Annotated in this window: 24 protein-coding genes and 1 other RNA gene; 17 read left to right on the forward strand and 8 right to left on the reverse strand. The window is 59.5% G+C overall.

Annotation, left to right across the window (positions count from 1 at the left end; all coding sequences use genetic code 11):
• Nucleotides 1–11: 11 nt before the first annotated feature.
• The 3 genes from D8U71_RS16025 to D8U71_RS16035 form a co-directional block, all read right to left on the reverse strand.
• Complete coding sequence (locus D8U71_RS16025; RefSeq protein ID WP_130888193.1) at nucleotides 12–899, reverse strand: nitrilase family protein; 888 nt, start codon at nucleotides 897–899, stop codon at nucleotides 12–14.
• Nucleotides 900–1,076: 177 nt separating this feature from the next.
• Nucleotides 1,077–3,026 (reverse strand): FAD-dependent oxidoreductase, encoded by a 1,950-nt coding sequence (locus D8U71_RS16030; protein ID WP_130888194.1) that lies wholly within the window; start codon nucleotides 3,024–3,026, stop codon nucleotides 1,077–1,079.
• A gap of 182 nt (nucleotides 3,027–3,208) precedes the next feature.
• The gene (locus tag D8U71_RS16035) at nucleotides 3,209–4,105 is read right to left on the reverse strand and encodes a GlxA family transcriptional regulator (protein ID WP_162999820.1); all 897 of its coding nucleotides are present in this window, start codon (nucleotides 4,103–4,105) and stop codon (nucleotides 3,209–3,211) included.
• Between the two features lie 250 nt (nucleotides 4,106–4,355).
• Between D8U71_RS16035 and D8U71_RS16040 the strand changes: the two genes are divergently transcribed.
• Nucleotides 4,356–5,492, forward strand: a complete 1,137-nt coding sequence (locus D8U71_RS16040) for an acyl-CoA dehydrogenase family protein (protein ID WP_125925709.1) — start codon at nucleotides 4,356–4,358, stop codon at nucleotides 5,490–5,492.
• 156 nt (nucleotides 5,493–5,648) lie between these two features.
• Here the strand turns inward: D8U71_RS16040 and D8U71_RS16045 are convergent, their stop codons facing one another.
• Nucleotides 5,649–6,689 (reverse strand): NADP(H)-dependent aldo-keto reductase, encoded by a 1,041-nt coding sequence (locus D8U71_RS16045; protein ID WP_024014253.1) that lies wholly within the window; start codon nucleotides 6,687–6,689, stop codon nucleotides 5,649–5,651.
• 244 nt (nucleotides 6,690–6,933) lie between these two features.
• On the opposite strand from D8U71_RS16045, the gene rplM reads away from it, so the two are divergent.
• From rplM to D8U71_RS16080, 7 genes are all read left to right on the forward strand, one after another.
• A complete protein-coding gene (gene rplM / locus D8U71_RS16050) occupies nucleotides 6,934–7,362 on the forward strand; it encodes a 50S ribosomal protein L13 (RefSeq protein ID WP_003228062.1) in 429 nt (142 codons plus the stop codon).
• 14 nt (nucleotides 7,363–7,376) lie between these two features.
• Nucleotides 7,377–7,769: a 30S ribosomal protein S9 gene (rpsI, locus tag D8U71_RS16055; protein ID WP_003228056.1), complete on the forward strand. Its 393-nt coding sequence runs from the start codon at nucleotides 7,377–7,379 to the stop codon at nucleotides 7,767–7,769.
• Nucleotides 7,770–8,042: 273 nt separating this feature from the next.
• Nucleotides 8,043–8,636 carry a ubiquinol-cytochrome c reductase iron-sulfur subunit gene (gene petA / locus D8U71_RS16060; protein WP_007917031.1) on the forward strand — a complete coding sequence of 198 codons (594 nt, stop codon included), beginning with the start codon at nucleotides 8,043–8,045 and terminating at the stop codon, nucleotides 8,634–8,636.
• Nucleotides 8,636–9,847, forward strand: a complete 1,212-nt coding sequence (locus D8U71_RS16065; protein WP_024014252.1) for a cytochrome bc complex cytochrome b subunit — start codon at nucleotides 8,636–8,638, stop codon at nucleotides 9,845–9,847. Before petA ends, D8U71_RS16065 begins: the two co-directional genes overlap by 1 nt.
• Complete coding sequence (locus tag D8U71_RS16070) at nucleotides 9,847–10,629, forward strand: cytochrome c1 (protein WP_024014251.1); 783 nt, start codon at nucleotides 9,847–9,849, stop codon at nucleotides 10,627–10,629. Before D8U71_RS16065 ends, D8U71_RS16070 begins: the two co-directional genes overlap by 1 nt.
• 146 nt (nucleotides 10,630–10,775) lie before the next feature.
• A complete protein-coding gene (locus D8U71_RS16075) occupies nucleotides 10,776–11,393 on the forward strand; it encodes a glutathione S-transferase N-terminal domain-containing protein (RefSeq protein WP_007961620.1) in 618 nt (205 codons plus the stop codon).
• Nucleotides 11,394–11,409: 16 nt separating this feature from the next.
• Nucleotides 11,410–11,823: a ClpXP protease specificity-enhancing factor gene (locus tag D8U71_RS16080; RefSeq protein ID WP_016773263.1), complete on the forward strand. Its 414-nt coding sequence runs from the start codon at nucleotides 11,410–11,412 to the stop codon at nucleotides 11,821–11,823.
• A 48-nt stretch (nucleotides 11,824–11,871) separates the two neighbouring features.
• Here the strand turns inward: D8U71_RS16080 and D8U71_RS16085 are convergent, their stop codons facing one another.
• The 4 genes from D8U71_RS16085 to D8U71_RS16100 all read right to left on the reverse strand — a co-directional run bounded on the left by D8U71_RS16085 (nucleotide 11,872) and on the right by D8U71_RS16100 (nucleotide 15,315).
• A complete protein-coding gene (locus D8U71_RS16085) occupies nucleotides 11,872–12,450 on the reverse strand; it encodes a BON domain-containing protein (RefSeq protein ID WP_024014250.1) in 579 nt (192 codons plus the stop codon).
• Nucleotides 12,447–13,040, reverse strand: coding sequence for a phosphoheptose isomerase (locus D8U71_RS16090; protein ID WP_008082788.1), 594 nt, complete (start codon nucleotides 13,038–13,040; stop codon nucleotides 12,447–12,449). The genes D8U71_RS16085 and D8U71_RS16090 overlap by 4 nt, the downstream gene beginning before the upstream one ends.
• A gap of 101 nt (nucleotides 13,041–13,141) precedes the next feature.
• Nucleotides 13,142–13,504 (reverse strand): YraN family protein, encoded by a 363-nt coding sequence (locus D8U71_RS16095; protein ID WP_016773265.1) that lies wholly within the window; start codon nucleotides 13,502–13,504, stop codon nucleotides 13,142–13,144.
• Nucleotides 13,504–15,315 (reverse strand): penicillin-binding protein activator, encoded by a 1,812-nt coding sequence (locus D8U71_RS16100; protein ID WP_122603712.1) that lies wholly within the window; start codon nucleotides 15,313–15,315, stop codon nucleotides 13,504–13,506. Before D8U71_RS16100 ends, D8U71_RS16095 begins: the two co-directional genes overlap by 1 nt.
• A gap of 177 nt (nucleotides 15,316–15,492) precedes the next feature.
• Here D8U71_RS16100 and rsmI point away from each other — a divergent pair, with 177 nt between their 5' ends.
• From rsmI to mraY, 9 genes are all read left to right on the forward strand, one after another.
• Entirely contained in the window at nucleotides 15,493–16,398 is a 906-nt protein-coding gene (gene rsmI / locus D8U71_RS16105) for a 16S rRNA (cytidine(1402)-2'-O)-methyltransferase (protein ID WP_130888195.1), read from the forward strand.
• Between the two features lie 73 nt (nucleotides 16,399–16,471).
• Nucleotides 16,472–16,825, forward strand: an RNA gene (rnpB, locus tag D8U71_RS16110) — RNase P RNA component class A.
• 402 nt (nucleotides 16,826–17,227) lie between these two features.
• Nucleotides 17,228–17,683: a division/cell wall cluster transcriptional repressor MraZ gene (gene mraZ / locus D8U71_RS16115; RefSeq protein WP_007917012.1), complete on the forward strand. Its 456-nt coding sequence runs from the start codon at nucleotides 17,228–17,230 to the stop codon at nucleotides 17,681–17,683.
• A gap of 2 nt (nucleotides 17,684–17,685) precedes the next feature.
• Complete coding sequence (gene rsmH, locus D8U71_RS16120; RefSeq protein ID WP_125925733.1) at nucleotides 17,686–18,627, forward strand: 16S rRNA (cytosine(1402)-N(4))-methyltransferase RsmH; 942 nt, start codon at nucleotides 17,686–17,688, stop codon at nucleotides 18,625–18,627.
• Nucleotides 18,624–18,917 carry a cell division protein FtsL gene (gene ftsL, locus D8U71_RS16125; RefSeq protein ID WP_016773269.1) on the forward strand — a complete coding sequence of 98 codons (294 nt, stop codon included), beginning with the start codon at nucleotides 18,624–18,626 and terminating at the stop codon, nucleotides 18,915–18,917. The genes rsmH and ftsL overlap by 4 nt, the downstream gene beginning before the upstream one ends.
• Nucleotides 18,917–20,656 carry a penicillin-binding protein 2 gene (locus tag D8U71_RS16130; protein ID WP_174823877.1) on the forward strand — a complete coding sequence of 580 codons (1,740 nt, stop codon included), beginning with the start codon at nucleotides 18,917–18,919 and terminating at the stop codon, nucleotides 20,654–20,656. Before ftsL ends, D8U71_RS16130 begins: the two co-directional genes overlap by 1 nt.
• Entirely contained in the window at nucleotides 20,656–22,119 is a 1,464-nt protein-coding gene (locus tag D8U71_RS16135) for a UDP-N-acetylmuramoyl-L-alanyl-D-glutamate--2,6-diaminopimelate ligase (RefSeq protein WP_016773271.1), read from the forward strand. The genes D8U71_RS16130 and D8U71_RS16135 overlap by 1 nt, the downstream gene beginning before the upstream one ends.
• The gene (gene murF / locus D8U71_RS16140; protein ID WP_130888196.1) at nucleotides 22,112–23,479 is read left to right on the forward strand and encodes a UDP-N-acetylmuramoyl-tripeptide--D-alanyl-D-alanine ligase; all 1,368 of its coding nucleotides are present in this window, start codon (nucleotides 22,112–22,114) and stop codon (nucleotides 23,477–23,479) included. Before D8U71_RS16135 ends, murF begins: the two co-directional genes overlap by 8 nt.
• Nucleotides 23,479–24,561, forward strand: coding sequence for a phospho-N-acetylmuramoyl-pentapeptide-transferase (gene mraY, locus D8U71_RS16145; protein ID WP_016773275.1), 1,083 nt, complete (start codon nucleotides 23,479–23,481; stop codon nucleotides 24,559–24,561). Before murF ends, mraY begins: the two co-directional genes overlap by 1 nt.
• The last annotated feature ends 2 nt before the right edge of the window (nucleotides 24,562–24,563 follow it).

A 24,563-nucleotide genomic window follows, 5' to 3' on the forward strand; every position in this document is an offset into this window, starting at 1 on the left:
CCGGCCTCCGGTCAACGCGGCAGGCACGGATGCTGGGTGTAACCGAGCATCCGATCGTAGACATCACAACGTCGATCACGGTGCAGGTCGTTCAGGTCATTCCAGATCGGCGCACTGCGCGAGCTGGTCAAATCGATATCGGCGTAGAGAATCTCCTGCTGATCGGCGGATGCGACCCGGCCGATCGGCCAGCCGTTGGTGCCGGCAATCAAAGAGCATCCCAGGTAGCGAGCACCGCGCTCTTCGCCGATTCTGCTCGCTGCCGCGATAAACACATTGTTGACGTGCGCTGCGGTCATGGTCAGGTACGAGGCCATGCATTTGCCGGCGTCATCGAATAGTGGCGGTGGCGTCCAGACCCAATTGTTCAGACTGCAGATAATGTCCGCGCCCTGCTGGCTGAGGATTCTCGGGACTTCGGGAAACCAGATGTCCCAGCAGATCAGCATGCCGATACGGCCGATCGGCGTTTCGAATACCGGGAAACCACAATCCCCCGCAGTGAACCAGAGCTTCTCGAGATTCCACAGGTGCGCCTTGCGGTATTTGCCAATGAAACCGTCAGGCCCCACCAGCACGGCTGTGTTGTAAAGGCGCGCTCCGTAGCGCTCGGTCAGCCCGGCCACCAGATACACCTGATGTTGGCGAGCAAAATCCTCCCATCGGCTCACGCTCGGCCCCTCCGGAACCGATTCGGCGTGATCGAACGCATCCTGTCGAGTGCGAAAGAAATAACCGGTGTTTGTCAGCTCGGGCAAAACGATGAGGTTGGCACCACCATTGACCGCCTGAAGTGACAACTCCAGGCTGTTGCTCAGATTCGCTGCACGATTTTGCGTACCGACCTGCGGATCGCATTGCACGACCGCGACACGAACGGGGCTGGTTGACTCACTCATTTTTCATGATCCCTTATTGTTGTTTGCACGCCATTGGGTGGCGGAGGAACATAAGAGTCGAGTCAGCAGTGGAAGGTAAGTCGGCGCTTTCCGGTTAGCTTGTAGTACACCTCCTAGGATGATTAAACACATATCGACGGTGCACGCTCAGGACGCCGAATTGCATGACTGAAAGCTTCATGGTCCGGCCTGGTAGTGTGGATAGTCGGTTATCTGGAAGCCGCCATTGAACTGCGCCGAGGTTTTTTCGCAAATATGAATTACAGCATCGATGGCACCGCGAAAGCAGGGCTCGGTCCAGCCGGCATCCACCGAAAACGATTCGCCAGACAAATACAGCCCCGAAACACTGGAATACTCGCGGTTGTATTTCATCAGGCTTACAGCGTCGTAGTAGGCGCCGGGGCGGTAAAGTTTGGCGCACCCCAGTGAGTTCTTATCGGTGATCCAGCGCTGTACGACGGCCTGATTGAGGCCAATGAAAGGCGAGATGCGTTGCCCGATATTGCTGCAGTTCATCAGGATTCGATCAAGTTCTTCGGCACATTTGGCGACCAGTTCCTTGTCGCTGAAACAGCAGAGTTTGGTAGCGTCATCTTCCCAGGTATAACTGAGAAGAATGCAGTCGTAGCTGTAGTGATCGTTATAGCGGTAGGTATAAACATCGTGGATGAAGCTGTCCGTGACGATGGCTTGGGGGATAGCGGTGTTGCCGGACAGAAAGGATTTCTTCAGCGGAGCGAACACCTTGCAGCTGGTTTCCCAATGCGCAGTCTTGTAGGCATTAATCGTTTCGAACGGCAACATTTGTACCGTGAAGTTTTCAAGCCTGATTCGTGTTTCGATCAACCACGAAGGCAGCGTCATGATCACGGAGTCATAATCGCTGAAATTTTCCTGGGCCTGATGGGGGCGACTTTGCTTCCAGTTGTAGTAGACACGGGTTTTACCGCTGTCGAGCTTTTTCAGCCGAGTGACGGCGCTATCGGTCAGCAAACCTTCGCGGTATTGCAGGCTGTGTTCGTGGAAAGACATCGCTGTTTCATCAGGTTTGATGAACATAAGGCTTTCACTCAGCGCCGCGAGACCGAGGTAGCGCGGGCCTTCGAACTGCAGCCCGGTTGAATCGAAAACCGCATTGCTGCGGATATGCGGAGAGTCAGGCAGAGGATCGCCTTTTTCATCTACCCGACCCAGCACCAGTTGCAAGTGACTGCTGAACCCGAATATGGCAGTGCGCAGCGGGTACAGTGCACAGACGTCATAAAATGCGCCCCAGCTGCCGTCACCGATGCCGATGGCATAAAAAATGGCCGATTCCTCTGGCGACATTCCCATCCCGCCAAAATCGCCCGGCGCGTCTTTTTCCCAGCGTTGCAGCACCGGCATGCTCACCAGATCACGGAAGGAAATGGCGTGATACCTGGCGACAATAGCTGCCCACACGGACTCCCATTCCTCGCTCGCATAACTGTCGCAAACGTGCCGGGTCATGCGGTCGGCGAAGGCTCTCCATTTTGCATATACCGCTTGCAGCTCCTCACCGGGAGGGCGAGTCCGACCGTCGGCGTTTTTCCAGATAAGCATTTGCGGCGTAGCCTGCTTCGACAGGCTGCCCTCGCGCAGATAGATGCCGGTTGATTTGACCCACTGGCTGCCGGGGTTGGCAAAGTCTGAAAGGGCCAGGTCGAATATCGTCGCGTAGTAGGCCATCAGCGAACGACCGTCCTTCGGCGATTCTCCTTCGCGATTGAACAAAGGCATACGCATCGCACCCATTTCGAATGGGGTATGGCTGGCCTTGGATTGGGGACTGCCGGGAACGGTCAGGTGCCTGCCGCCGATTCGCGAGGACTGTTCGATCAGCGTGATCTGGGTGAAGCCGCAGCGCAGCAATTCTCTCGCTGCCGTCAGGCCCGTGATGCCTGCGCCGATGATGCAGATCCGATGGCTCGAATCATTCGCTCGGGCGATTCCGCCTGGCTGCTCCAGTAACGCGCGGTAGTCAAAACACAGGTCCGGCGGATTGGGGAAACGGGCTTTCCATTTGCCCTGTGGCGAACGTTTTTTGCGTTTTTCAAGGCCAGGAGCCTGTGAGGGGTAGTTGTAGCTGGAGCCGATGGTCACTGTTGATCTTCCCTGATGCGATGTGCTTGGGAAGTAGTCTGGTCGGCGCAGGCGCGTCCGAACAGTCGTAAAACACAGCCAGACGTTGTTCTGTTTTCGTTCATTTGTGTCGGACGAATCACAGCTTGCACGCCAGTCCCCGTGGGAGGACTACACCCACAGGGACTTCAGTCTGACCGGGGTCAGGCAGCCTGCTGAAACTGCTGCCGATACTGATTCGGCGACAGCTCGGTGTGCTGGCGGAACAGTCGCGCGAAGAAGCTCGCATCGTCGTAACCGACCTCGTAACTGATGGTCTTGATGCTCTTGCGCGTGCCCGAAAGCAGGCCCTTGGCCGTCTCGATGCGCAGGCGCTGCAAGTAGTGCAGCGGTTTGTCGCCGGTGGCGGTCTGGAAGCGGCGCATGAAGTTGCGGATGCTCATGCCGTGCTCGCGGGCGACGTCTTCGAAGCGGAACTTGTCGGCGAAATGTTCTTCGAGCCACTGCTGGATCTGCAGGATGATCACGTCCTGATGCAGCTTCTGCCCGCCGAAACCGATACGTCCCGGCGAATAGCTGCGCTGCACTTCGTAGAGAATGTCGCGGGCCACGGCTTGTGCCACGTTTGCGCCGCAGAAGCGTTCGATCAGATAGATGTACAGATCGCAGGCCGAGGTCGTGCCGCCGGCGCAATAGAGATTGTCGGCGTCGGTCAGGTGCTTGTCCTGATTCAGATAGACCTTTGGAAAGCGCTCGGCGAAGGCATTGAAGAAGCGCCAGTAAGTGGTCGCTTCCTTGCCGTTGAGCAGCCCTGCTTCGGCGAGCCAGAACACTCCGGTGGCTTCGCCGCATAACACCGCGCCGCGCGCATGCTGTTCGCGCAGCCACGGCAGGATTTGCGGGTAACGGCTGCACAGCGTGTCGAAATCGTCCCAGAACGCCGGGAGGATGATCACGTCGGCGTTTTCCAGGCCACCGTCGACCGGCATGACCACGTCGCTGAAGCTTTTTACCGGTTTGCCATCGGGGCTGACCAAGCGAGTTTCGAACGCCGGGGTCAGGCCGTGGCCCAGTTGTTTGCCGTAACGCAGGCTGGCCACATGGAAAAAATCCTTGGCCTGCATGAGGGTGTAAGCGAAAACCCGGTCGATGGCCAGGATGCTGACGCGCCGCAAGGGCGGGGAGACGTGCTTAGACATAATTCAACTTTTGTTTTGTTTTTATAAGGGAAAGTGGTCACCAGACGGCTGGATCGTCTTATTTTTTGTCGGATGTGTCCAGTGTCCCGTAGCAGGAGTCGGGCTTAGTCTCTGAGAGCCGTATCCCTCCAACAACAAAGAAAGGTGCCGCATGATCCCCAGAACCCTGTTTAGCTCCGAGCACGAATTGTTCCGCGACAGCGTGCGAACTTTCCTCGAAAAAGAGGCCGTGCCGTATCACGCGCAGTGGGAGAAGCAGGGGCACATCGATCGCGCGCTGTGGAACAAGGCGGGGGAGGCGGGGATGCTCTGTTCGCATCTGCCGGAAGAGTACGGCGGGCTCGGCGCTGATTTCCTCTACAGCACCGTGGTGATTGAAGAAGTCGGGCGTCTGGGTCTGACCGGTATCGGTTTCTCGCTGCACTCGGACATCGTCGCACCGTACATCCTGCATTACGGCAGCGAGGCGCTGAAACACAAATATCTGCCGAAACTGGTCTCGGGCGAAATGGTCACGGCGATTGCCATGACCGAGCCTGGCGCCGGTTCCGACCTGCAAGGGGTGAAAACCACGGCGGTGCTGGACGGTGAGGAATATGTGATCAACGGCTCGAAAACCTTTATCACCAACGGCTTTCTGGCTGACCTGGTGATCGTGGTGGCCAAGACCGACCCCAAGGCTGGGGCCAAGGGCACCAGCCTGTTTCTGGTGGAGGCGAATACGCCGGGCTTCGAGAAGGGCAAGCGCCTGGAGAAGGTCGGCATGAAGGCGCAGGACACCTCGGAACTGTTCTTCCAGGACGTGCGCGTGCCGAAGGAAAACCTTCTCGGCCAGGCGGGTGCCGGGTTTGCCTATCTGATGCAGGAGTTGCCGCAGGAACGTCTGACCGTGGCTATCGGCGGCCTGGCCTCGGCCGAGGCAGCGCTGCAATGGACGCTGGATTACACCCGCGATCGCAAGGCGTTCGGCAAGGCGATTGCCGATTTTCAGAACACCCGCTTCAAACTGGCCGAAATGGCCACCGAGATCCAGATCGGCCGGGTCTTCGTTGACCGCTGCCTGGAGCTGCACCTGCAAGGCAAACTCGATGTGCCGACGGCGGCAATGGCCAAATATTGGGCCACCGACCTGCAATGCAAAGTGCTCGACGAGTGCGTGCAATTGCATGGCGGCTACGGCTTCATGTGGGAATACCCGGTGGCCCGGGCGTGGGCGGATGCGCGGGTGCAGCGGATTTATGCCGGCACCAATGAAATCATGAAGGAGATTATTGCGCGGTCGCTTTGATGATCGCTCCCACGCTCTGCGTGGGAATGCCGCCGGGGACGCTCCGCGTTCCGCTGTTGAGGTAATCCGACTGGCCTCTTCGCGAGCAGGCTCGTTCCCACAGGGGATCACCGTACCTGTGGGAGCGAGCCTGCTCGCGAAGCTTTTGGCGGTCAGTTACGGCGCGGGATTCGGATGATCCTTGTGAATCGCCTCAATCCCGGCCAGCACTTCATCGGACAGTTTCAGATCAAAACTGGCAATGTTGCTGTCCAGTTGCTCAAGCGTCGTCGCGCCAATGATGTTGCTGGTGACGAAGGGTTGCTGGGTCACGAAGGCCAAGGCCATTTGCGCCGGGTCCAGACCGTGTTCACGGGCCAATGCAACGTAACGGCTGCACGCCGCTTCGGATTGCGGATTGAAATAGCGGCTGAAGCGGCTGTAGAGGCTCAGGCGGCCTTTCGGTGGTCGGGCGCCGCCTTCGTACTTGCCGGAGAGGAAGCCGAACGCCAGTGGCGAGTAGGCGAGCAGGCCGCACTGTTCGCGGATGGCGATCTCGGCCAGGCCGACTTCGAAGCTGCGGTTGAGCAGGTTGTACGGGTTCTGGATCGACACCGCACGCGGCCAGCCACGGGCTTCGGCCAGAGCCAGAAAGCGCATCGTGCCCCACGGCGTCTCGTTGGACAGACCGATGTGGCGGATCTTGCCGGCCTTCACCTGTTCGTCGAGGGCTTCGAGGGTGTCTTCCAGCGGCGTCAGGTTGGCTTCGATCTTGTGCTTGTAGCCCAGCTGTCCGAAAAAGTTGGTGCTGCGCTCCGGCCAGTGCAATTGATACAGATCGATGTAATCGGTCTGCAGGCGCTTGAGACTGCCGTCCAGTGCTTCGGTGATGTGCTGGCGGTTGTGGCGCAGGTTCTTGTCGCGGATGTAGTCGATGGTGTTGCCGGGGCCGGCGATCTTGCTGGCGAGGATCCAGTCGGAACGGTCACCGCGACTCTTGAAGTAATTGCCGATGTAGCGCTCGGTGGTGGCGTAGGTTTCGGCTTTGGGCGGCACCGGATACATTTCGGCGGTGTCGAGGAAATTGATCCCCGCCTCTTTGGCCCGTTCAATCTGGGCGAAGGCTTCAGCCTCAGTGTTTTGCTCGCCCCAGGTCATGGTGCCGAGGCAGATTGCACTCACGTTCAGGTCGGTACGGCCTAGCTGGCGATAGTCCATCGGGTGCTCCTTGGGCAAAACAATCATAAAAGCAGGTTGAAAAATTTTTCGCAATCTGCATAATTGCCGACCTCTTTCTGCAGTGGAAGTGATGCGCCGCCGCCGAAGAATCTTGCCGTTGAACGGACGCGCCGACCCGAGCCCCCGAAAGCGTCTGTATCCGGCTGCCTTTGACTTGTCAAAGTACGCACTATTCAGTAAGATCCGCCGTCTTATTTACAGGCGGCCCCTGAGGCTATAAAGAATGAAAACTTTTACTGCTAAACCGGAAACAGTAAAGCGCGACTGGTTTGTCGTCGACGCTGCTGGTCAGACCCTGGGTCGTCTGGCCACCGAAATCGCGAGCCGTCTGCGTGGCAAGCACAAGCCTGAGTACACTCCTCACGTTGACACCGGCGACTACATCGTCGTCATCAACGCCGAGCAGATCCGTGTTACCGGCGCTAAAACCACTGACAAAATGTACTACTCCCACTCCGGTTTCCCGGGCGGCATCAAGTCGATCAACTTTGAAAAGCTGATCGCCAAAGCCCCTGAGCGCGTGATCGAGACCGCGGTTAAAGGCATGCTGCCTAAAAACCCACTGGGTCGCGACATGTACCGTAAGCTGAAAGTCTATGCGGGCGCTGCACACCCTCATACTGCTCAGCAGCCCCAAGAACTGAAGATTTAACGGAATAGTTCATTATGTCGGCGACTCAAAATTACGGCACTGGCCGTCGCAAGACCGCAACCGCACGCGTTTTCCTGCGTCCGGGTACTGGTAACATCTCCATCAACAACCGTTCGCTGGATAACTTCTTCGGCCGCGAAACTGCCCGCATGGTAGTTCGTCAGCCGCTGGAGCTGACCGAGACTGTCGAGAAGTTCGACATCTACGTCACCGTGATCGGCGGTGGTGTAAGTGGTCAGGCTGGCGCAATCCGCCACGGCATCACTCGCGCTCTGATGGACTACGACGAAACCCTGCGTAGCGCTCTGCGCAAAGCTGGCTTCGTTACCCGCGACGCCCGTGAAGTTGAACGTAAGAAAGTTGGTCTGCGTAAAGCGCGTAAGCGTCCGCAGTACTCGAAGCGTTAATTCCGCTTCCACGTTCAAAAAAGAACGCCCGCCTCCTCACGGAAGCGGGCGTTTTTTTATGCCTGCGATTTATCAAAGAATTGCGTTGTGACAACTTGCCACAGCCGTAGACCCCCTATACTCCAAGGCTTAAGGGGCTGAGCCCCGGGGAATTAACCTTGTCAGAATTGGGGGTTTTCATTACCATTCGGGCAAAATTTTTATAAGTAACATTTGATTTATTTAGTAGACGCCTGATTTAACAGGCCAAAAAAGCTGATGGGAGAGGACTGAATGAGCAATGACGGCGTGAATGCAGGCCGGCGTCGCTTCCTGGTGGCAGCCACATCCGTGGTGGGTGCTGCAGGAGCGGTGGGGGCTGCGGTCCCGTTCGTGGGGTCATGGTTTCCCAGTGCCAAGGCGAAAGCTGCCGGTGCACCGGTGAAAGTGAATGTCAGCAAAATCGAGCCAGGCCAGCAGATGATTGCTGAATGGCGCGGCCAGCCGGTGTTCATTGTCCGCCGTACCGAGGAAATCCTGGGGAATCTCAAGAAGATCGAGGGTCAGCTCTCCGATCCGACCTCCAAAAACTCCACGCAACCCACTTATGTCGACCCTGAAGTACGCTCGATCAAGCCGGAAATTCTCCTGCTGATCGGGATCTGTACGCACCTGGGTTGCTCACCGACCTTCCGTCCCGAAGTGGCACCTGCGGATCTGGGCAAAGACTGGGTAGGCGGCTATTTCTGCCCGTGCCACGGTTCCCACTACGATCTGGCTGGCCGCGTCTACAAGTCGCAACCTGCGCCTTTGAACCTGCCAGTTCCCCCGCATTCCTATGAGACCGATGACCTGATTGTCATTGGCGTCGATACGGAGAAAGCGTGATGAGCAAGTTCATGGATTGGGTTGATGCGCGCTTTCCCGCGACCAAAATGTGGGAAGACCATCTCAGCAAATATTACGCACCAAAAAACTTCAACTTCTTCTATTTCTTCGGCTCGCTGGCGCTGCTGGTGCTGGTCAACCAGATCGTCACCGGTGTCTGGCTGACGATGAGTTACACGCCGTCGGCAGAAGAGGCCTTTGCTTCCGTTGAATACATCATGCGCGACGTCGAGTACGGCTCGATCCTGCGTCTGCTGCACTCGACCGGCGCCTCGGCGTTTTTCATCGTCGTCTATCTGCACATGTTCCGCGGTCTGCTCTACGGTTCGTACCAGAAACCGCGCGAGCTGGTCTGGGTGTTCGGCATGCTGATCTACCTGGCGCTGATGGCCGAAGCGTTCATGGGTTACCTGCTGCCGTGGGGCCAGATGTCGTACTGGGGCGCCCAGGTGATCATCTCGCTGTTCGGTGCGATTCCGCTGATCGGCGATGACCTGACCCAGTGGATTCGTGGTGACTACCTGATCTCCGGAATTACCCTGAACCGCTTCTTCGCCTTGCACGTGGTCGCGCTGCCGATCGTGATTCTCGGTCTGGTGGTCTTGCACATTCTGGCGCTGCACGAAGTCGGTTCGAACAACCCTGACGGCGTCGATATCAAGAAGCACAAAGACGAAAACGGCATCCCTCTGGATGGCATCGCGTTCCACCCGTACTACACGGTGAAGGACATTGTCGGTGTGGTGGTGTTCCTGTTCATCTTCTGCTTCATTGTGTTCTTCTTCCCGGAAATGGGCGGCTACTTCCTCGAAAAACCGAACTTCGAGCCGGCCAATCCATTCAAGACGCCTGAGCATATTGCCCCGGTCTGGTACTTCACTCCGTTCTACGCAATCCTGCGTGCGGTGCCGGACAAACTCCTGGGCGTTATCGCCATGGGTGCGGCGATTGCGGTGCTGTTCGTGCTGCCATGGCTGGATCGCAGTCCGGTGAGATCGATGCGCTACAAGGGCTGGCTGAGCAAAATCTGGCTGGTGGTGTTCTGCATCTCCTTCGTGATTCTCGGCATTCTTGGCGTTCTGGCGCCGACGCCAGGGCGCACGTTGCTGTCGCAGGTCTGCACCTTCCTTTATTTCGCCTACTTCATTCTGATGCCGTTCTACACCCGGCTCGAGAAGACCAAACCGGTTCCGGAAAGGGTGACTGGCTGATGAAAAAATTATTTCTTGCTCTGATTTTTGCTGCGCTGCCTTCCCTGGTTTTTGCTGCCGAGGGTCATGGTCCGGAACTGGAAAGTGTCGATATCGACGTCTCCGACAAAGCCGCCCTGCAGGATGGTGCGCGGACCTTTGCCAACTATTGCATGGGTTGCCACAGTGCCAAGTTCCAGCGTTACGAGCGCGTCGCCGATGACCTCGGCATCCCGCACGAGTTGATGCTGGAGAAGCTGGTGTTCACCGGTGCCAAGATTGGCGACCACATGAACATCGGCATGCAGCCTGCCGACGCCAAGACCTGGTTCGGCGCAGCGCCGCCGGACCTGACTCTGGTAGCGCGAGTACGCGGCACCGACTGGCTCTACGGTTACCTGAAGTCGTTTTACGAAGATCCGGCGCGTCCATGGGGCGTGAACAACAAGGTCTTCCCGAACGTCGGCATGCCTAACGTGCTGGTCGGCCTGCAAGGTCGTCAGGTCGTCGGCTGCAAACAGGTGCAGATCGTCGAGGACGGCAAGAAGCAATACGATCCGCTGACCGGCACGCCGCTGACCCATGAAGCGTGCGATCAGTTGACCATCGTGCCGAAGTCCGGTGCTCTGAACGAAGAGCAGTTCGATGAGAAGGTCAAGAATCTGGTAACCTTCCTGGCTTACTCGGCTAACCCGGTTAAGCTGCAACATCAGCGCATCGGTACTTATGTCTTGCTGTACCTGGCGTTCTTCTTTGTGTTCGCCTACCTGCTCAAGCGTGAATACTGGAAAGACGTGCACTGATACGCTTCAAGCATTGCTGTTAATCGCGCGCGCCCAAGGGCGCCTCCGCTAAAGCAGGATCTGCTCAGTCAGACCCTGCGGGAGGTGCCCTCTGGGCGCGCGCGTTTTTCCGGTTCCGACAAATTCAACAAGCGAGGAGGATCGCCATGGGCGTGACCAATCGGTTGGCCTGTTACTCCGACCCCGCCGACCACTATTCCCACCGAGTGCGCATCGTGCTTGCAGAGAAGGGTGTCAGCGCCGAAATCATTTACGTGGAAGCGGGCCGCCAGCCGCCTAAACTGATTGAGGTGAACCCTTACGGCAGTCTGCCGACGCTGGTCGATCGTGACCTGGCGTTGTGGGAGTCGACCGTGGTGATGGAGTATCTGGATGAGCGTTACCCGCACCCGCCGCTGATGCCGGTTTATCCGGTGGCGCGGGCCAACAGCCGTCTGCTGATCCACAGGATTCAGCGTGACTGGTGCGGGCTGGTGGATCTGATTCTGGATCCCAAGAGCAAAGAGGCAGCACGGGTCGTGGCGCGCAAGGAATTGCGCGAAAGCCTGACCGGCGTTTCGCCGCTGTTCGCCGACAAGCCGTTCTTCCTCAGTGAGGAACAAAGTCTGGTGGATTGCTGCCTATTACCCATACTCTGGCGTTTGCCGATTCTGGGTATTGAACTGCCGCGGCCGGCCAAGCCGCTGCTTGATTATATGGAGCGCCAGTTTGCGCGTGAGGCTTTCCAGGCGAGTCTGTCTGGTGTCGAACGCGATATGCGCTAAGGCTTAAGGAGCCGCTATGAACTCCAGTCGACCTTATCTGGTCCGCGCGCTCTACGAGTGGATTGTGGATAACGATTGCACCCCGCACATGCTGGTCAACTCCGAGTACCCGGCGGTGCAGGTGCCACAGGGTTTTGCCAGTGACGGCCAGATCGTCCTGAACATCTCGCCGAGTGCCGTGCGTCATCTGCACATGGATAACGACGTGGTGACGTTCGAAGGCCGCTTCGGCGGTGTTCCGCACAGTCTCTACGTGCCAATCAGCGCGATCCTGGGCATTTATGCGCGTGAGAACGGCCAGGGCATGGTGTTTGACCTCGAGTTGCCGATGGACGACGAGGAAGACATCGATCCGGATGACGACTCGCCGCCACCGGGCAGCGAGCCGCCACGCCCGAGTGGCCGGCCAAGTTTGAAGGTTGTGAAATAAAAAAAGGCGATCCGGATGGATCGCCTTTTTTGTGTCTGCCTTTTACGGTCAGTCGATGTATTCGAACAGCTTCACAATCTTCTGCACACCAGACACACCCTGAACCAGATTGGTTGCCTGGGTGGCTTCCTGTTTGGTCAGCAGACCCAGCAGGTAGACGATGCCGTTCTCGGTCACGACTTTGATGCGCGAGCCAGGAATGCTGGCGTCGGTGAGCATCTGGGTCTTGATCTTGGTGGTCAGCCACGCGTCGTTCTGGCGCGCGAGCAGGGAGGACGGTTGCAGCACTTGCAGCTCGTTGTGCACCTTCTTCACGCGCTGGACGTTGGCGGCGGCCTGTTCGGCTTTGGCCTTGAGGTCTTCGCGCGGAGTCTGGCCGGCGAGCAGGACGACGCCGTTGAAGCTGGTGATGACAATGTGCGAGTCGTTGTCCAGTGCCGGATCGGCCTTGGCGATGTTCACGCCTGCTTTGGTTTCGATCAGCGAGTCGTCGATCTTGCTGCCGAAGGTACGCGTGCCGCGGTCGTCTTCGATCGGCGCCTCACGGCTGGCGTTCACCACCGAGGTGCAGCCGCTGATGCCGAGGCACAGGGTCAAGGCCAGAAGGCCAAGGCGATTAGGGGTCATTCTTCACTCCCGAACAGTTGGCTGTCGATCAGATCGCAAAGGCAATGGATCGCCAGCAAGTGGACTTCCTGAATACGTGCAGTGACGTTGGCCGGTACGCGAATCTCGACGTCCTCGGGCAACAGCAGCGACGCCATGCCGCCGCCATCGCGTCCGGTCAAAGCTACGACAATCATTTCGCGATCATGTGCGGCCTGGATCGCTTGAATAATGTTCGCCGAGTTGCCGCTGGTCGAAATCGCCAGCAACACATCGCCCGGCTGGCCGAGCGCGCGGATCTGCTTGGAGAACACTTCGTTGTAGCTGTAATCGTTGGCGATCGAGGTGATCGTCGAAGTGTCGGTAGTCAGCGCAATCGCCGGCAGGCTCGGACGCTCGCGCTCGAAGCGGTTGAGCAGCTCCGAAGAAAAATGCTGGGCATCGCCGGCCGAACCACCGTTGCCGCACGAGAGCATTTTGCCTTCGTTGAGCAGGGCGTTGACCATGATCTGGCTGGCTTGCTCGATGTGCGGTGCAAGTACGTCCATCGCCTGTTGCTTGGTGTCGATACTGGCCTGGAAAAGCTGGCGAATTCGGGATTGCATGTCCATCTGTGTGACCTTAAGTGGCGCGGCTGTTCGGCACGTGAATGTGCAGCCGGCAAAACAAAGAGCAAAATGTGTCGGACGAAAACAGGGCAGGGTGCAGGCGATCAACTGTCGAAAGCATTCTGCAACCAGTTCAGCTGATTCGGGTGGCTGTCGATCGCCACCACATCGAAGCGGCAGGGGGAATTGGCCCAACGCGACTCGCGCTGAAGAAAATACTGTGCTGCAAAGATCAGTTTCTGCTGCTTGCGCTCGTCGATACTGGCGAGCGCGCCACCCCATTGAGTGTTTTTTCTGTAGCGAACTTCAACGAATACTACTGTATCGCCATCAAGCATGACCAGATCAAGCTCGCCGCGTTTGCATAACCAGTTCTGCGCCAGCAGGCGCAGACCTTGTTGTTGCAGATGTTCGAGCGCCTGGCGCTCGGCATCCTTGCCGCTTTGCGAGCGTGACCTGTCGGGCATCAGCGCGGTGTGTCCGGCAGGCGCTGCACCTGACCGCTGACGAACTGTGCCCATGGCAACTGGCGCACTACGCGTTGGGTCTGGGTCATGCCGAGGCTGCCCGACTGACCTTCGATGCGGCTGTCCGGCAGGGCCTTGAGTTGGCCCAGGCGCGGTGCCAGGCGATAGGCGTCGGCGCCCATGGCATACAGGCGACCGAGGCTGCCATTGGCTTGCGGCCATTGCGCAGCCACCTGCTGGCGCAGCGGATCGCTGGTTTCCAGCAGCCATGGGGTTTCGCAGAAGCGAATGCCGTTCATGTCGTTGTACTGATTGACGTCGCCGCTGGCGCTGTACACGTGGGAAGTCGCGTAGACCGGCACGTCACCGGCGTACTGGAAGTTCAGGGTCGGCTTGATCTGCTGGGCCTGTTGCGGCGTGGCGGCCAAGAAGATGAATTCGATGTCCTGGCGACGCGAAGGCTGGGCGGCGACATTGGTGCCGGCAACATTCTGCAGGCTCTTCGCGCGAGCTTCGCTCTGACGCAGCTGGAACATGTCGGCGATCTGCTGGGCCAGTTGCACCGGCTGATCGACACGCTCGGTGGCAACAATACTGCCGCCATTGGCTTGCCAGTCCTGGCTGAAGGCACGCAGGACGCGATCGCCCCATTCGCCTTTCGGCACCATGATCGCGGCGCGATGCAGGCCATCGGCGCGGGCGCGACGGGAGACTTCGCGAGCTTCATCTTCAGCAGCGAGGCCGAACTGGAACAGTTGCGCCGGGCCTTGCTCGCCTTCGCTGTAGTTCAGCGCCAGGGTGGTGATTGGCAGTTGCGGGCGAGTGCTCAGTTGCTTGACCAGTGGTTTTTCCAGCGGGCCGACTACCAGTTGCACGCCGTCAGCCTGAGCCTTGCGATAGAACTCGTCCATCGAAGTCAGCTTCGAGCTGTCGTAGAACTCGATGGCAGGTGGGTTCTGGCCGGCCTGTTGCGCCTGATAATGCGCGGCCATGAAGCCTTCACGCAGCGCTTTGCCGACCGACGCCAACTGGCCGTCCTGTGGCAGCAGCAGGGCGATTTTGCTCAGTGGCTGGCTGGCCAGTTCCTTGAGCTTGGTCAGCGGCAGCGGCAGGTTGACAGCCGCCGGGTGCTTTGGATTCTGCGCACGCCAGTTGTCGATCGCGGCTTGTTGCTGTTCCAGCGTGCCTGCGGTTTTCACCGCTTGCGCCAGCGCCATCCAGCCGCCGAGATCGTCGGTGTTGTTCGGTTGCAATTGATCGGTTGGCAGCGACGCGATCAGGGTCCAGATCGCTTCGTGGTTCTTGCTCGCCGCTTCGCCTTCCAGCATCGGTGCAATGAACACACGCTCACGGGCAGCGGCCAGCGTCTGGCCATCGGCTTCAAGGGCGCGGGCGTGAACAGTGCCAGTGCGCACTTGCTGCTCTTCCGGCATTTCCCCGAGCTTCTGGAAGCTTGGATGGCTCAGGGCGGTCAGCGCAGCTTTCGGCTGATTGCGCGTCATGGCCAGTTCGGCGGACAGCGTATTGGCGAAAATCTGCTGGCCTGGCTTGAGTTGCTCCACCGGCACTTGTTGCAGGATTTGCGCGGACTGGCCGGCATTGCCTTGGCGGTAAGCCTGGTCCGCCGCGCTCAGGCGCAGCAGGGCGGCTTGTTCCGGGGTTTTAGCCTGGGCAGCCTGTTCGAGCAGTTGCTCGATGCTGGCGTCCGGAGTCCGTGGAAGTTCGCCAAGGCTGGAGGAAGGGGAGCTGGCACACGCGGCCAACAAGGCAGCGAGGCAGAGGGCAGTGAACAGCCGCAGGCAAGCGATCATGTAAGTGTTCCTGATACTCGATCAAATTAGCGTGGAATTGTACCCAAGCACTGGCCGGGGCGCGATGTTACTGGCGTGAATCGGTCAATTTAGCTGGAGTAAATGTTGCGGCAGCGCACAACCGGGCGAAAAACCGCGCTCGGCCGGAGCGCATCGCAAACCTCATGACGCGCTACAATGGCCGCTTTTACCGATCACGAGGTGTGCGCTTTGACTGCTCCAGGTCCTTTGAATTCCGCTGCTGGCTCGCTTTATGTGGTGGCGACGCCCATCGGCAACCTGGACGACATCAGCGCCCGGGCGTTGAAGATCCTTCGTGAAGTGGCCCTGATTGCAGCGGAAGACACGCGGCATTCGGCGCGCCTGATGCAGCACTTCGGCATCGGCACGCCGCTGGCCGCATGTCACGAACACAACGAACGGGATGAGGGTAGCCGCTTTATTACCCGGTTGCTGGCGGGCGACGACGTCGCGCTGATCTCCGATGCCGGCACGCCGCTGATTTCCGATCCGGGCTATCACCTGGTGCGTCAGGCCCGTGCGGCCGGGATCAACGTGGTGCCGGTGCCGGGTGCCTGTGCGTTGATCGCAGCGCTGTCGGCGGCGGGCTTGCCGTCCGACCGTTTTATCTTCGAAGGCTTTCTGCCGGCCAAGTCGGTCGGACGCAAGGCGCGTCTGGAAGCGGTTAAAGAAGAGCCGCGCACATTGATTTTCTATGAAGCGCCGCATCGCATTCTCGAATGCCTGCAGGATATGGAAGCAGTGTTTGGCGGCGAGCGTCAGGCTCTGCTGGCGCGGGAAATCACCAAAACCTTCGAAACCCTCAAAGGCCTGCCGCTCGGCGAACTGCGTGCGTTCGTCGAGTCCGACAGCAATCAGCAGCGCGGCGAGTGCGTAGTGCTGGTGGCCGGCTGGACCGCGCCGGAGTCGGAAGACGCGGTCAGCAGTGAAGCCATGCGCATCCTCGATCTGCTTCTGGAGGAAATGCCGCTCAAGCGCGCCGCCGCGCTGGCAGCGCAAATCACCGGCGAGCGCAAAAACGTGCTGTATCAGGTGGCGCTGGATAAACAGAAAGGCGTGTAAGCCGTCGCCCATGGCGTTCATGAGGGTTTTAGCGCTTGTTCTTCCGGCGCTCTGCCGTTAACCTTCGCGGCGGAGAGTCGATCGGACAGTCGCTGCCCTCTATGAAAATTAGAGGGGGGAGGAAAGTCCGGGCTCCATAGGGCGAAGTGCCAGGTAATGCCTGGGAGGCGTGAGCCTACGGAAAGTGCCACAGAAAATAACCGCCTAAGCGCGCAAGCGCCGGTAAGGGTGAAAAGGTGCGGTAAGAGCGCACCGCACGTCTGGCAACAGTTCGTGGCTAGGTAAACCCCACTTGGAGCAAGACCAAATAGGGTCCCAAGGCGTGGCCCGCGCTGGGACCGGGTAGGTTGCTAAAGATGTCCAGTGATGGCCATCGTAGACGAATGACTGTTCAAGACAGAACCCGGCTTACAGATCGACTCTCCACCTTTTTCTTTCCCTGCTTGAAACAAAGAAGACGCGGCTGTGTAATATCAGCCGGCCTGGTCTGAAACTCCGGCAGCGGCAAACGCGGTAATAGCCTTTTCCCACCCTGCTTCAATCAACAGCCGAAGCGCCTTTGTAATACCGAAAAAATCTTACTCTTAACAAACTACTTTAACTTTCGAGCGCAGCTTTCAGTGCTGCATCAAGTTATTGGTCGAAACTTCACGTCAGATTCTCGTTGCGCCTCCTTTTACGTCGCTAAATCTCCGTTCTGTAAGGCTTTTCCTTTAATCCGCGCCTTGACGGTGTGGTGGGCGCATTCCTATAGTGTGCGCAAGTGGCGGAAAGTGGCATGAAGTGGGTTTTTTGAGCTCAAAACGATAAAAATTGGAGAAACGCTGACGTGTTTCGCGGAGCTAACGCTATCAGTCTCGATGCAAAGGGCCGTCTCGCCATGCCGAGCCGGTACCGTGACGAGCTCGATTCGCGCAGTTCCGGTCAATTGATCGTGACCATTGATGCCGTTGATCCGTGCCTGTGTGTCTATCCACTCGATGAGTGGGAAATTATTGAAACCAAGTTGCGCGCACTCCCTTCGCTTCGCGAAGAGAACCGTCGCCTGCAACGTTTATTGATTGGTAATGCCGTCGACCTCGAACTCGATGGCAGTGGTCGTTTCCTGGTTCCGCCGCGTTTGCGCGAATACGCCAAGCTCGATAAGCGCGCGATGCTGGTCGGCCAACTGAACAAGTTCCAATTGTGGGACGAGGATGCATGGAATGCGGTATCTGCCGCTGACCTTGCTGCTATTCAACAACCGGGCGCGATGCCTGATGAACTGCGTGATTTGATCCTGTGACTATTGATAGCGGCTTTAACCACATCACCGTACTGCTTGACGAAGCCGTCGAGGCTCTCGCCGTACGTCCTGATGGCTGCTATCTGGACGGCACGTTCGGGCGCGGCGGGCACAGTCGGTTGATCCTCAGCCAGCTCGGGCCGGACGGTCGACTCATCGGATTCGACAAGGATCCTCAAGCGATTGCCACCGGGCAAACGCTAGCGGCCGAAGACGGCCGCTTTGTCGTTGTGCAGCGCAGCTTTGCCGAGCTCGGTTCGGTGGTTGCCGAGCAGGGGCTGGCCGGCAAGGTCAGCGGCATTCTGCTCGACCTCGGTGTGTCGTCGCCGCAGCTCGATGACGCCGAGCGCGGCTTCAGTTTCCTCAATGACGGGCCGCTGGACATGCGCATGGACCCGTCCCGTGGTATCAGCGCTGCCGAATTCGTCAACACCGCGCCGGTGGAAGAAATCGCCCGGGTGTTCAAGGAATACGGCGAAGAGCGTTTCTCAGGGCGTATGGCCCGTGCCGTCGCCGAGCGCCGTGACATCAAGCCGTTCGAGCGCACCGCCGATCTGGCCGAAGTGCTGAAAGTCGCCAACCCGGCGTGGGAAAAGGGCAAGAACCCGGCCACCCGCGCATTTCAGGGTTTGCGCATTCACGTCAACAACGAACTCGGCGATCTTGAAGCCGGCCTCGACGCCGCGCTGGACGCGCTGGAAGTTGGCGGCCGTCTTGTGGTCATCAGCTTCCACTCGCTGGAAGACCGCATCGTCAAACTGTTCATGCGCAAACTGGTGAAAGGCGAGGCGGATAATCTGCCGCGCAATCTGCCGGTTCGCCACGTCGCCTTCGAACCGAAAATCAAAATCCACGGCAAAGCGCAGACGGCCTCCGACGCCGAACTCAAAGCCAACCCACGTTCCCGTAGCGCCGTCATGCGTGTCGCGGAGAAGTTGCGGTGAGCAAGCTTTTCGCCAAACCCCTGCCCGGCGGCAGCTTTCTGATGCTGTTGCTGTTTATCGGCGTGCTGTTTTCGGCCATTGCCGTGTCGTACAGCGCGCACTGGAACCGGCAATTGCTCAACACGCTTTATAACGAACTCAGCGTGCGCGACAAGGCGCAGGCCGAATGGGGCCGGCTGATTCTCGAGCAGAGCACCTGGACTGCGCACAGCCGCATCGAAGTGCTGGCCACCGAACAACTGAAGATGCACATCCCTGGCGCGGCTGACGTGAAAATGGTGGCGCCATGATGAAACTCGAAGGCGCACTGTTCCCATGGCGCTTCCGCCTGATGGTGGCGCTGCTAGGTCTGATGGTCGCGGCGATCTGCTGGCGCATCATCGACCTGCAAGTGGTCGACCGTGACTTCCTCAAAGGTCAGGGCGACGCGCGCAGCCTGCGGCACATTCCGATTCCGGCGCACCGTGGCCTGATCACCGACCGTAACGGCGAGCCTCTGGCGGTCAGTACGCCGGTGACCACGCTGTGGGCCAACGCCAAGGAAATGCAGTCGGCCAAAGAGAAGTGGCCGGCACTTGCCGCCGCGTTGGGCCAGAACCCGAAAGCGCTGAGCGAACGCCTCGAAGCCCAGGCCAACAAAGAATTCATTTATCTGGTGCGCGGGCTGACCCCCGAGCAGGGCCAGGCTGTGCTCGATCTGAAAGTGCCCGGCGTCTATGGCATCGAAGAGTTCCGCCGCTTCTACCCGGCCGGTGAAGTCACCGCGCACATGGTCGGCTTTACCGATATCGACGATCACGGTCGCGAAGGTGTCGAGCTGGCCTATGACGAATGGCTGGCCGGGGTGCCGGGCAAGCGACAAGTCATCAAGGATCGCCGTGGCCGGCTGATCAAGGATGTTCAGGTCACCAAAAACGCCAAGGCCGGCAAGCCCTTGGCGTTGTCGATTGATCTGCGTCTGCAATACCTGGCCAACCGCGAACTGCGCAACGCGATCATCGAGAACGGCGCCAAGGCCGGCAGTCTGGTGATCATGGACGTGAAGACCGGCGAGATCCTGGCCATGGTCAACCAGCCGACCTACAACCCGAACAACCGTCGCAACCTGCAACCGGCGATGATGCGCAACCGCGCGATGATCGACGTGTTCGAGCCGGGTTCGACCATGAAAGCCATTTCCATGAGCGCGGCGATCGAAACCGGCCGCTGGAAACCGAGCGACACCGTCGAGGTGTATCCCGGCTCGTTGCAGATCGGCAAATACACCATCAAAGACGTGTCGAAGACCGAAGGGCCGGTGCTCGATCTGACCGGCATCCTGATCAATTCCAGTAACGTCGGCATGAGTAAAGTCGCCTTCGATATCGGCGGCGAAACGATTTTCCGTCTGGCGCAGAAAGTCGGCCTCGGTCAGGACACCGGCCTGGGCTTCCCCGGCGAACGTGTTGGCAATCTGCCCAACTACCGCGAATGGCGCAAGGCTGAAACTGCAACCTTGTCTTACGGCTACGGTATTTCCGTGACCGCGATCCAGTTGGTGCACGCGTTCTCGGCGCTGGCCAACAACGGCCGCCTCGCGCCGCTGACCCTGATCAAAACCGACAAGATGCCGCAGACCACCCAAGTGCTGCCGGAAGCCGTGGCGAAAACCATGCAGGGCATGTTGCAGCAAGTGATCGAAGCGCCGCGCGGAGTGTTCCGTGCGCAGGTGCCGGCTTATCACGTCGGCGGCAAGTCGGGTACCGCGCGCAAGACCTCGGTCGGCACCAAGGGCTACGCGGAAAACTCCTACCGTTCGCTGTTCGCCGGCTTCGGCCCGATGAGCGATCCGCGTTACGCGATTGTTGTGGTGATTGATGAACCGACCAAGGCCGGTTACTTCGGTGGCCTGGTGTCGGCGCCGGTGTTCAGCCGTGTGATGTCCGGCACCCTGCGCCTGATGAACGTGACCCCGGACAACCTGCCGACCACCCAACAGGCCAATGCCACCCCGGTCGTTCCGCTGAAAGCCAATGGAGGGCGCGGCTGATGTCATTAAGTCTGAACAAGATATTCCCCCACGCCGGCCACGATCTGTTGATCCGTGAACTGGCGCTGGACAGCCGCAACGTGCGCGCCGGCGATCTGTTTCTCGCCGTGCCCGGTGGCCGCTTCGATGGCCGTGCGCACATCGCCGATGCCTTGCAACGCGGCGCGGCTGCCGTGGCTTATGAAGTCGAAGGCGCCACCGTGCTGCCGATCACTGACGTGCCGCTGATTCCGGTCAAGGGGCTGGCGGCGCAGCTGTCGGACATCGCCGGGCGTTTTTACGGTGAGCCGAGTCACCATCTGAACCTGATCGGCGTCACTGGCACCAATGGCAAGACCAGCGTGACCCAATTGGTCGCGCAGGCGCTGGATCTGCTCGGCCAGCATTGCGGCATCGTCGGTACGCTGGGTTCCGGCTTCTATGGCGCGCTGGAAAGCGGCCTGCACACCACGCCGAACCCGATTGCCGTGCAAGCGACCCTGGGTGACCTGAAAAAGGCCGGCGCGAAAGCCGTGGCCATGGAAGTCTCGTCCCACGGTCTGGATCAGGGCCGGGTCACCGCGCTGGCCTTCGACGTGGCGGTGATGACCAACCTGTCCCGCGATCACCTGGATTATCACGGCACCATGCAGGCGTACGCCGAGGCCAAGGCCCGGCTGTTCGCCTGGAATGACCTGAAGTGCCGCGTGGTCAACCTCGACGACGATTTCGGCCGGCAACTGGCGGCGGAAAAACGCGAGTCGCGTTTGATCACCTACAGCCTGCTCGACAGCAGCGCCTACCTGTTTTGCCGCGAAGCGCAGTTCGACGACCACGGCGTACGCGCCACGCTGGTAACGCCGCAAGGCGAGCACCACCTGCGCAGCACGCTGCTCGGGCGTTTCAACCTGAGCAACGTGCTGGCGGCAGTCGGCGCCTTGCTCGGTCTGGATTACGCCCTCGACGAAATTCTCAAAGTGCTGCCGAAGCTCGAAGGCCCGGCCGGGCGCATGCAGCGTCTGGGTGGCGGCACGCAGCCGCTGGTGGTGGTCGATTACGCCCACACGCCCGATGCGCTGGAAAAAGTTCTCACCGCACTGCGCCCGCACGTCAAAGGCCAACTGCTGTGCCTGTTCGGCTGCGGCGGTGATCGCGATCGTGGCAAACGCCCGTTGATGGCCGAAGTGGTCGAGCGTCTGGCTGACCAAGTGCTGGTCACCGACGACAACCCGCGCACCGAAGATCCTGCGGTGATTTTCGACGACATCCGTGCCGGTTTCACCGCTGTGGATAAAGTCACCTTCGTCGCCGGTCGCGGTCAGGCCATTGCGCAATTGATTGCCGGCGCAACCGCTGACGACGTGATTGTGCTGGCCGGCAAAGGTCACGAGGACTATCAGGAAATCAACGGCGTGCGCCATGCGTTTTCCGATCTGGTCGAGGCCGATCATGCCCTGACCGCGTGGGAGGTGGCCCATGCTTAAGGCCCTGACACTCAGCGCACTGACCAACGCACTCGAGGCCCGTTTGATCGGCGCTGACGTGAGTTTCGACGGCGTCAGTATCGACAGCCGTGCGATCCAGCCCGACCAGTTGTTCATCGCCCTGACCGGCCCGCGTTTCGACGGTCATGATTATCTGAACGACGTTGCCGGCAAAGGCGCCGTGGCGGCACTGGTCGAGCGCGAAGTCGCCGACAGCGCGCTGCCGCAATTACTGGTCAAGGACACCCGTCAGGCGCTGGGCCAACTCGGCGCGTTGAACCGTGCCGCGTTCACCCAGCCCGTGGCAGCGGTGACCGGTTCCAGCGGCAAGACCACGGTCAAGGAAATGCTCGCGAGCATCCTGCGTACCCGCGGTCCGGTGCTGGCGACCCGTGGCAATCTGAACAACGACCTCGGCGTACCGCTGACCCTGATCGAACTGGCGCCGGAGCACACCTCCGCCGTAATCGAACTGGGCGCCTCGCGTCTCGGTGAAATCGCCTACACCGTCGGGCTGACCAAGCCGCACGTAGCGATCCTGAACAACGCCGGCACCGCTCACGTCGGTGAGTTCGGCGGTCCGGAAAAAATCGTCGAAGCCAAAGGCGAAATCATCGAGGGTCTGGCCGCCGATGGCATCGCCGTGCTCAACCTCGATGACAAGGCTTTCGGTATCTGGAAGACCCGCGCTGCCGGTCGTCAGGTGCTGACCTTCGCTCTCAGCAACAGCGAGGCGAATTTCCACGCCAGCGATCTGGCCACTGATGCCCGTGGTTGCCCGGCGTTCAACCTGCACACGCCTGAAGGTAGCGAGCGCGTGCAACTGAACCTGCTCGGTACCCATAACGTCGCCAATGCCCTGGCTGCCGCCGCTGCTGCCCACGCCTTGGGCGTGTCGCTGTTCGGCATCGCCACTGGGCTGGGCGCGGTGCAACCGGTCAAGGGGCGCACCGTCGCGCAACTGGCGAAAAACGGCATGCGCGTGATCGATGACACCTACAACGCAAACCCCACCTCGATGTGCGCGGCCGTTGATATACTCGCCGGCTTTTCCGGCCGCACCGTCCTGGTGCTCGGGGATATCGGCGAGTTGGGCGACTGGGCGGAGCAGGGGCACCGCGACGTGGGCGAGTACGCCCGAGGCAAGGTTTCCGCGCTTTACGCGGTCGGGCCGAACATGGTCCACGCGGTAAACGCTTTCGGTGAGCAGGCGCAGCACTTCGGCACCCAGGCCGAGCTGATCCAGGCCCTCGCCGCCGAGCAGGACACAAACACCACCATTTTGATCAAGGGTTCGCGCAGCGCAGCGATGGAAAACATCGTTGCGGCTCTGTGCGGGTCCAGTCTGGAGAAACATTAATGCTGCTGCTGCTAGCGGAGTATCTGCAACAGTTCTACAAAGGCTTCGCGGTCTTCCAGTACCTGACCCTGCGCGGGATTCTCGGTGTACTGACCGCGCTGGTCTTGTCGCTGTGCTATGGCCCGTGGATGATCCGTACTCTGCAGAACCGTCAGATCGGCCAATCGGTACGTAACGACGGCCCGCAATCGCATCTGTCCAAATCCGGCACGCCGACCATGGGTGGCGCGCTGATTCTGTCGTCGATCGGCGTCAGCACTCTACTCTGGGCTGACTTGAGCAACCGCTACGTCTGGGTGGTGCTGCTGGTGACCCTGCTGTTCGGCGCCATCGGCTGGGTCGACGATTATCGCAAAGTCATCGAGAAAAACTCCCGTGGCCTGCCGAGCCGCTGGAAATATTTCTGGCAGTCGGTGTTCGGCCTCGGCGCTGCGATCTTCCTTTATATGACTGCCGCGACGCCGGTGGAAACCACGCTGATCCTGCCGATGCTCAAGGACTACAGCATTCCTCTGGGCGCCGGGTTCATCGTGCTGACCTACTTTGTGATTGTCGGTTCGAGCAACGCGGTCAACCTGACTGACGGCCTCGACGGCCTGGCGATCATGCCAACTGTGATGGTCGGCGGCGGCCTGGGGATTTTCTGCTACCTGTCGGGTAACGTGAAATTCGCCGAATACCTGCTGATTCCTTACGTGCCGGGCGCGGGCGAATTGATCGTGTTCTGCGGTGCGCTGATCGGTGCCGGCCTCGGTTTCCTCTGGTTCAACACCTATCCGGCGCAAGTGTTCATGGGCGACGTCGGTGCCCTGGCACTCGGCGCGGCACTGGGCACCATCGCGGTGATCGTCCGTCAGGAAATCGTCCTGTTCATCATGGGCGGCGTGTTCGTGATGGAAACCCTGTCAGTGGTCATTCAGGTTGCCTCCTTTAAGCTGACCGGTCGCCGCGTGTTCCGCATGGCGCCGATTCACCACCACTTTGAACTCAAGGGCTGGCCCGAGCCGCGCGTGATCGTCCGTTTCTGGATCATCACCGTGATTCTCGTCCTGGTCGGCCTTGCCACCCTGAAGCTGAGGTAGAA

This window comes from Pseudomonas sp. Sample_21 (assembly GCF_004307525.1).
In the GTDB taxonomy this organism is placed as follows: domain Bacteria; phylum Pseudomonadota; class Gammaproteobacteria; order Pseudomonadales; family Pseudomonadaceae; genus Aquipseudomonas; species Aquipseudomonas atacamensis.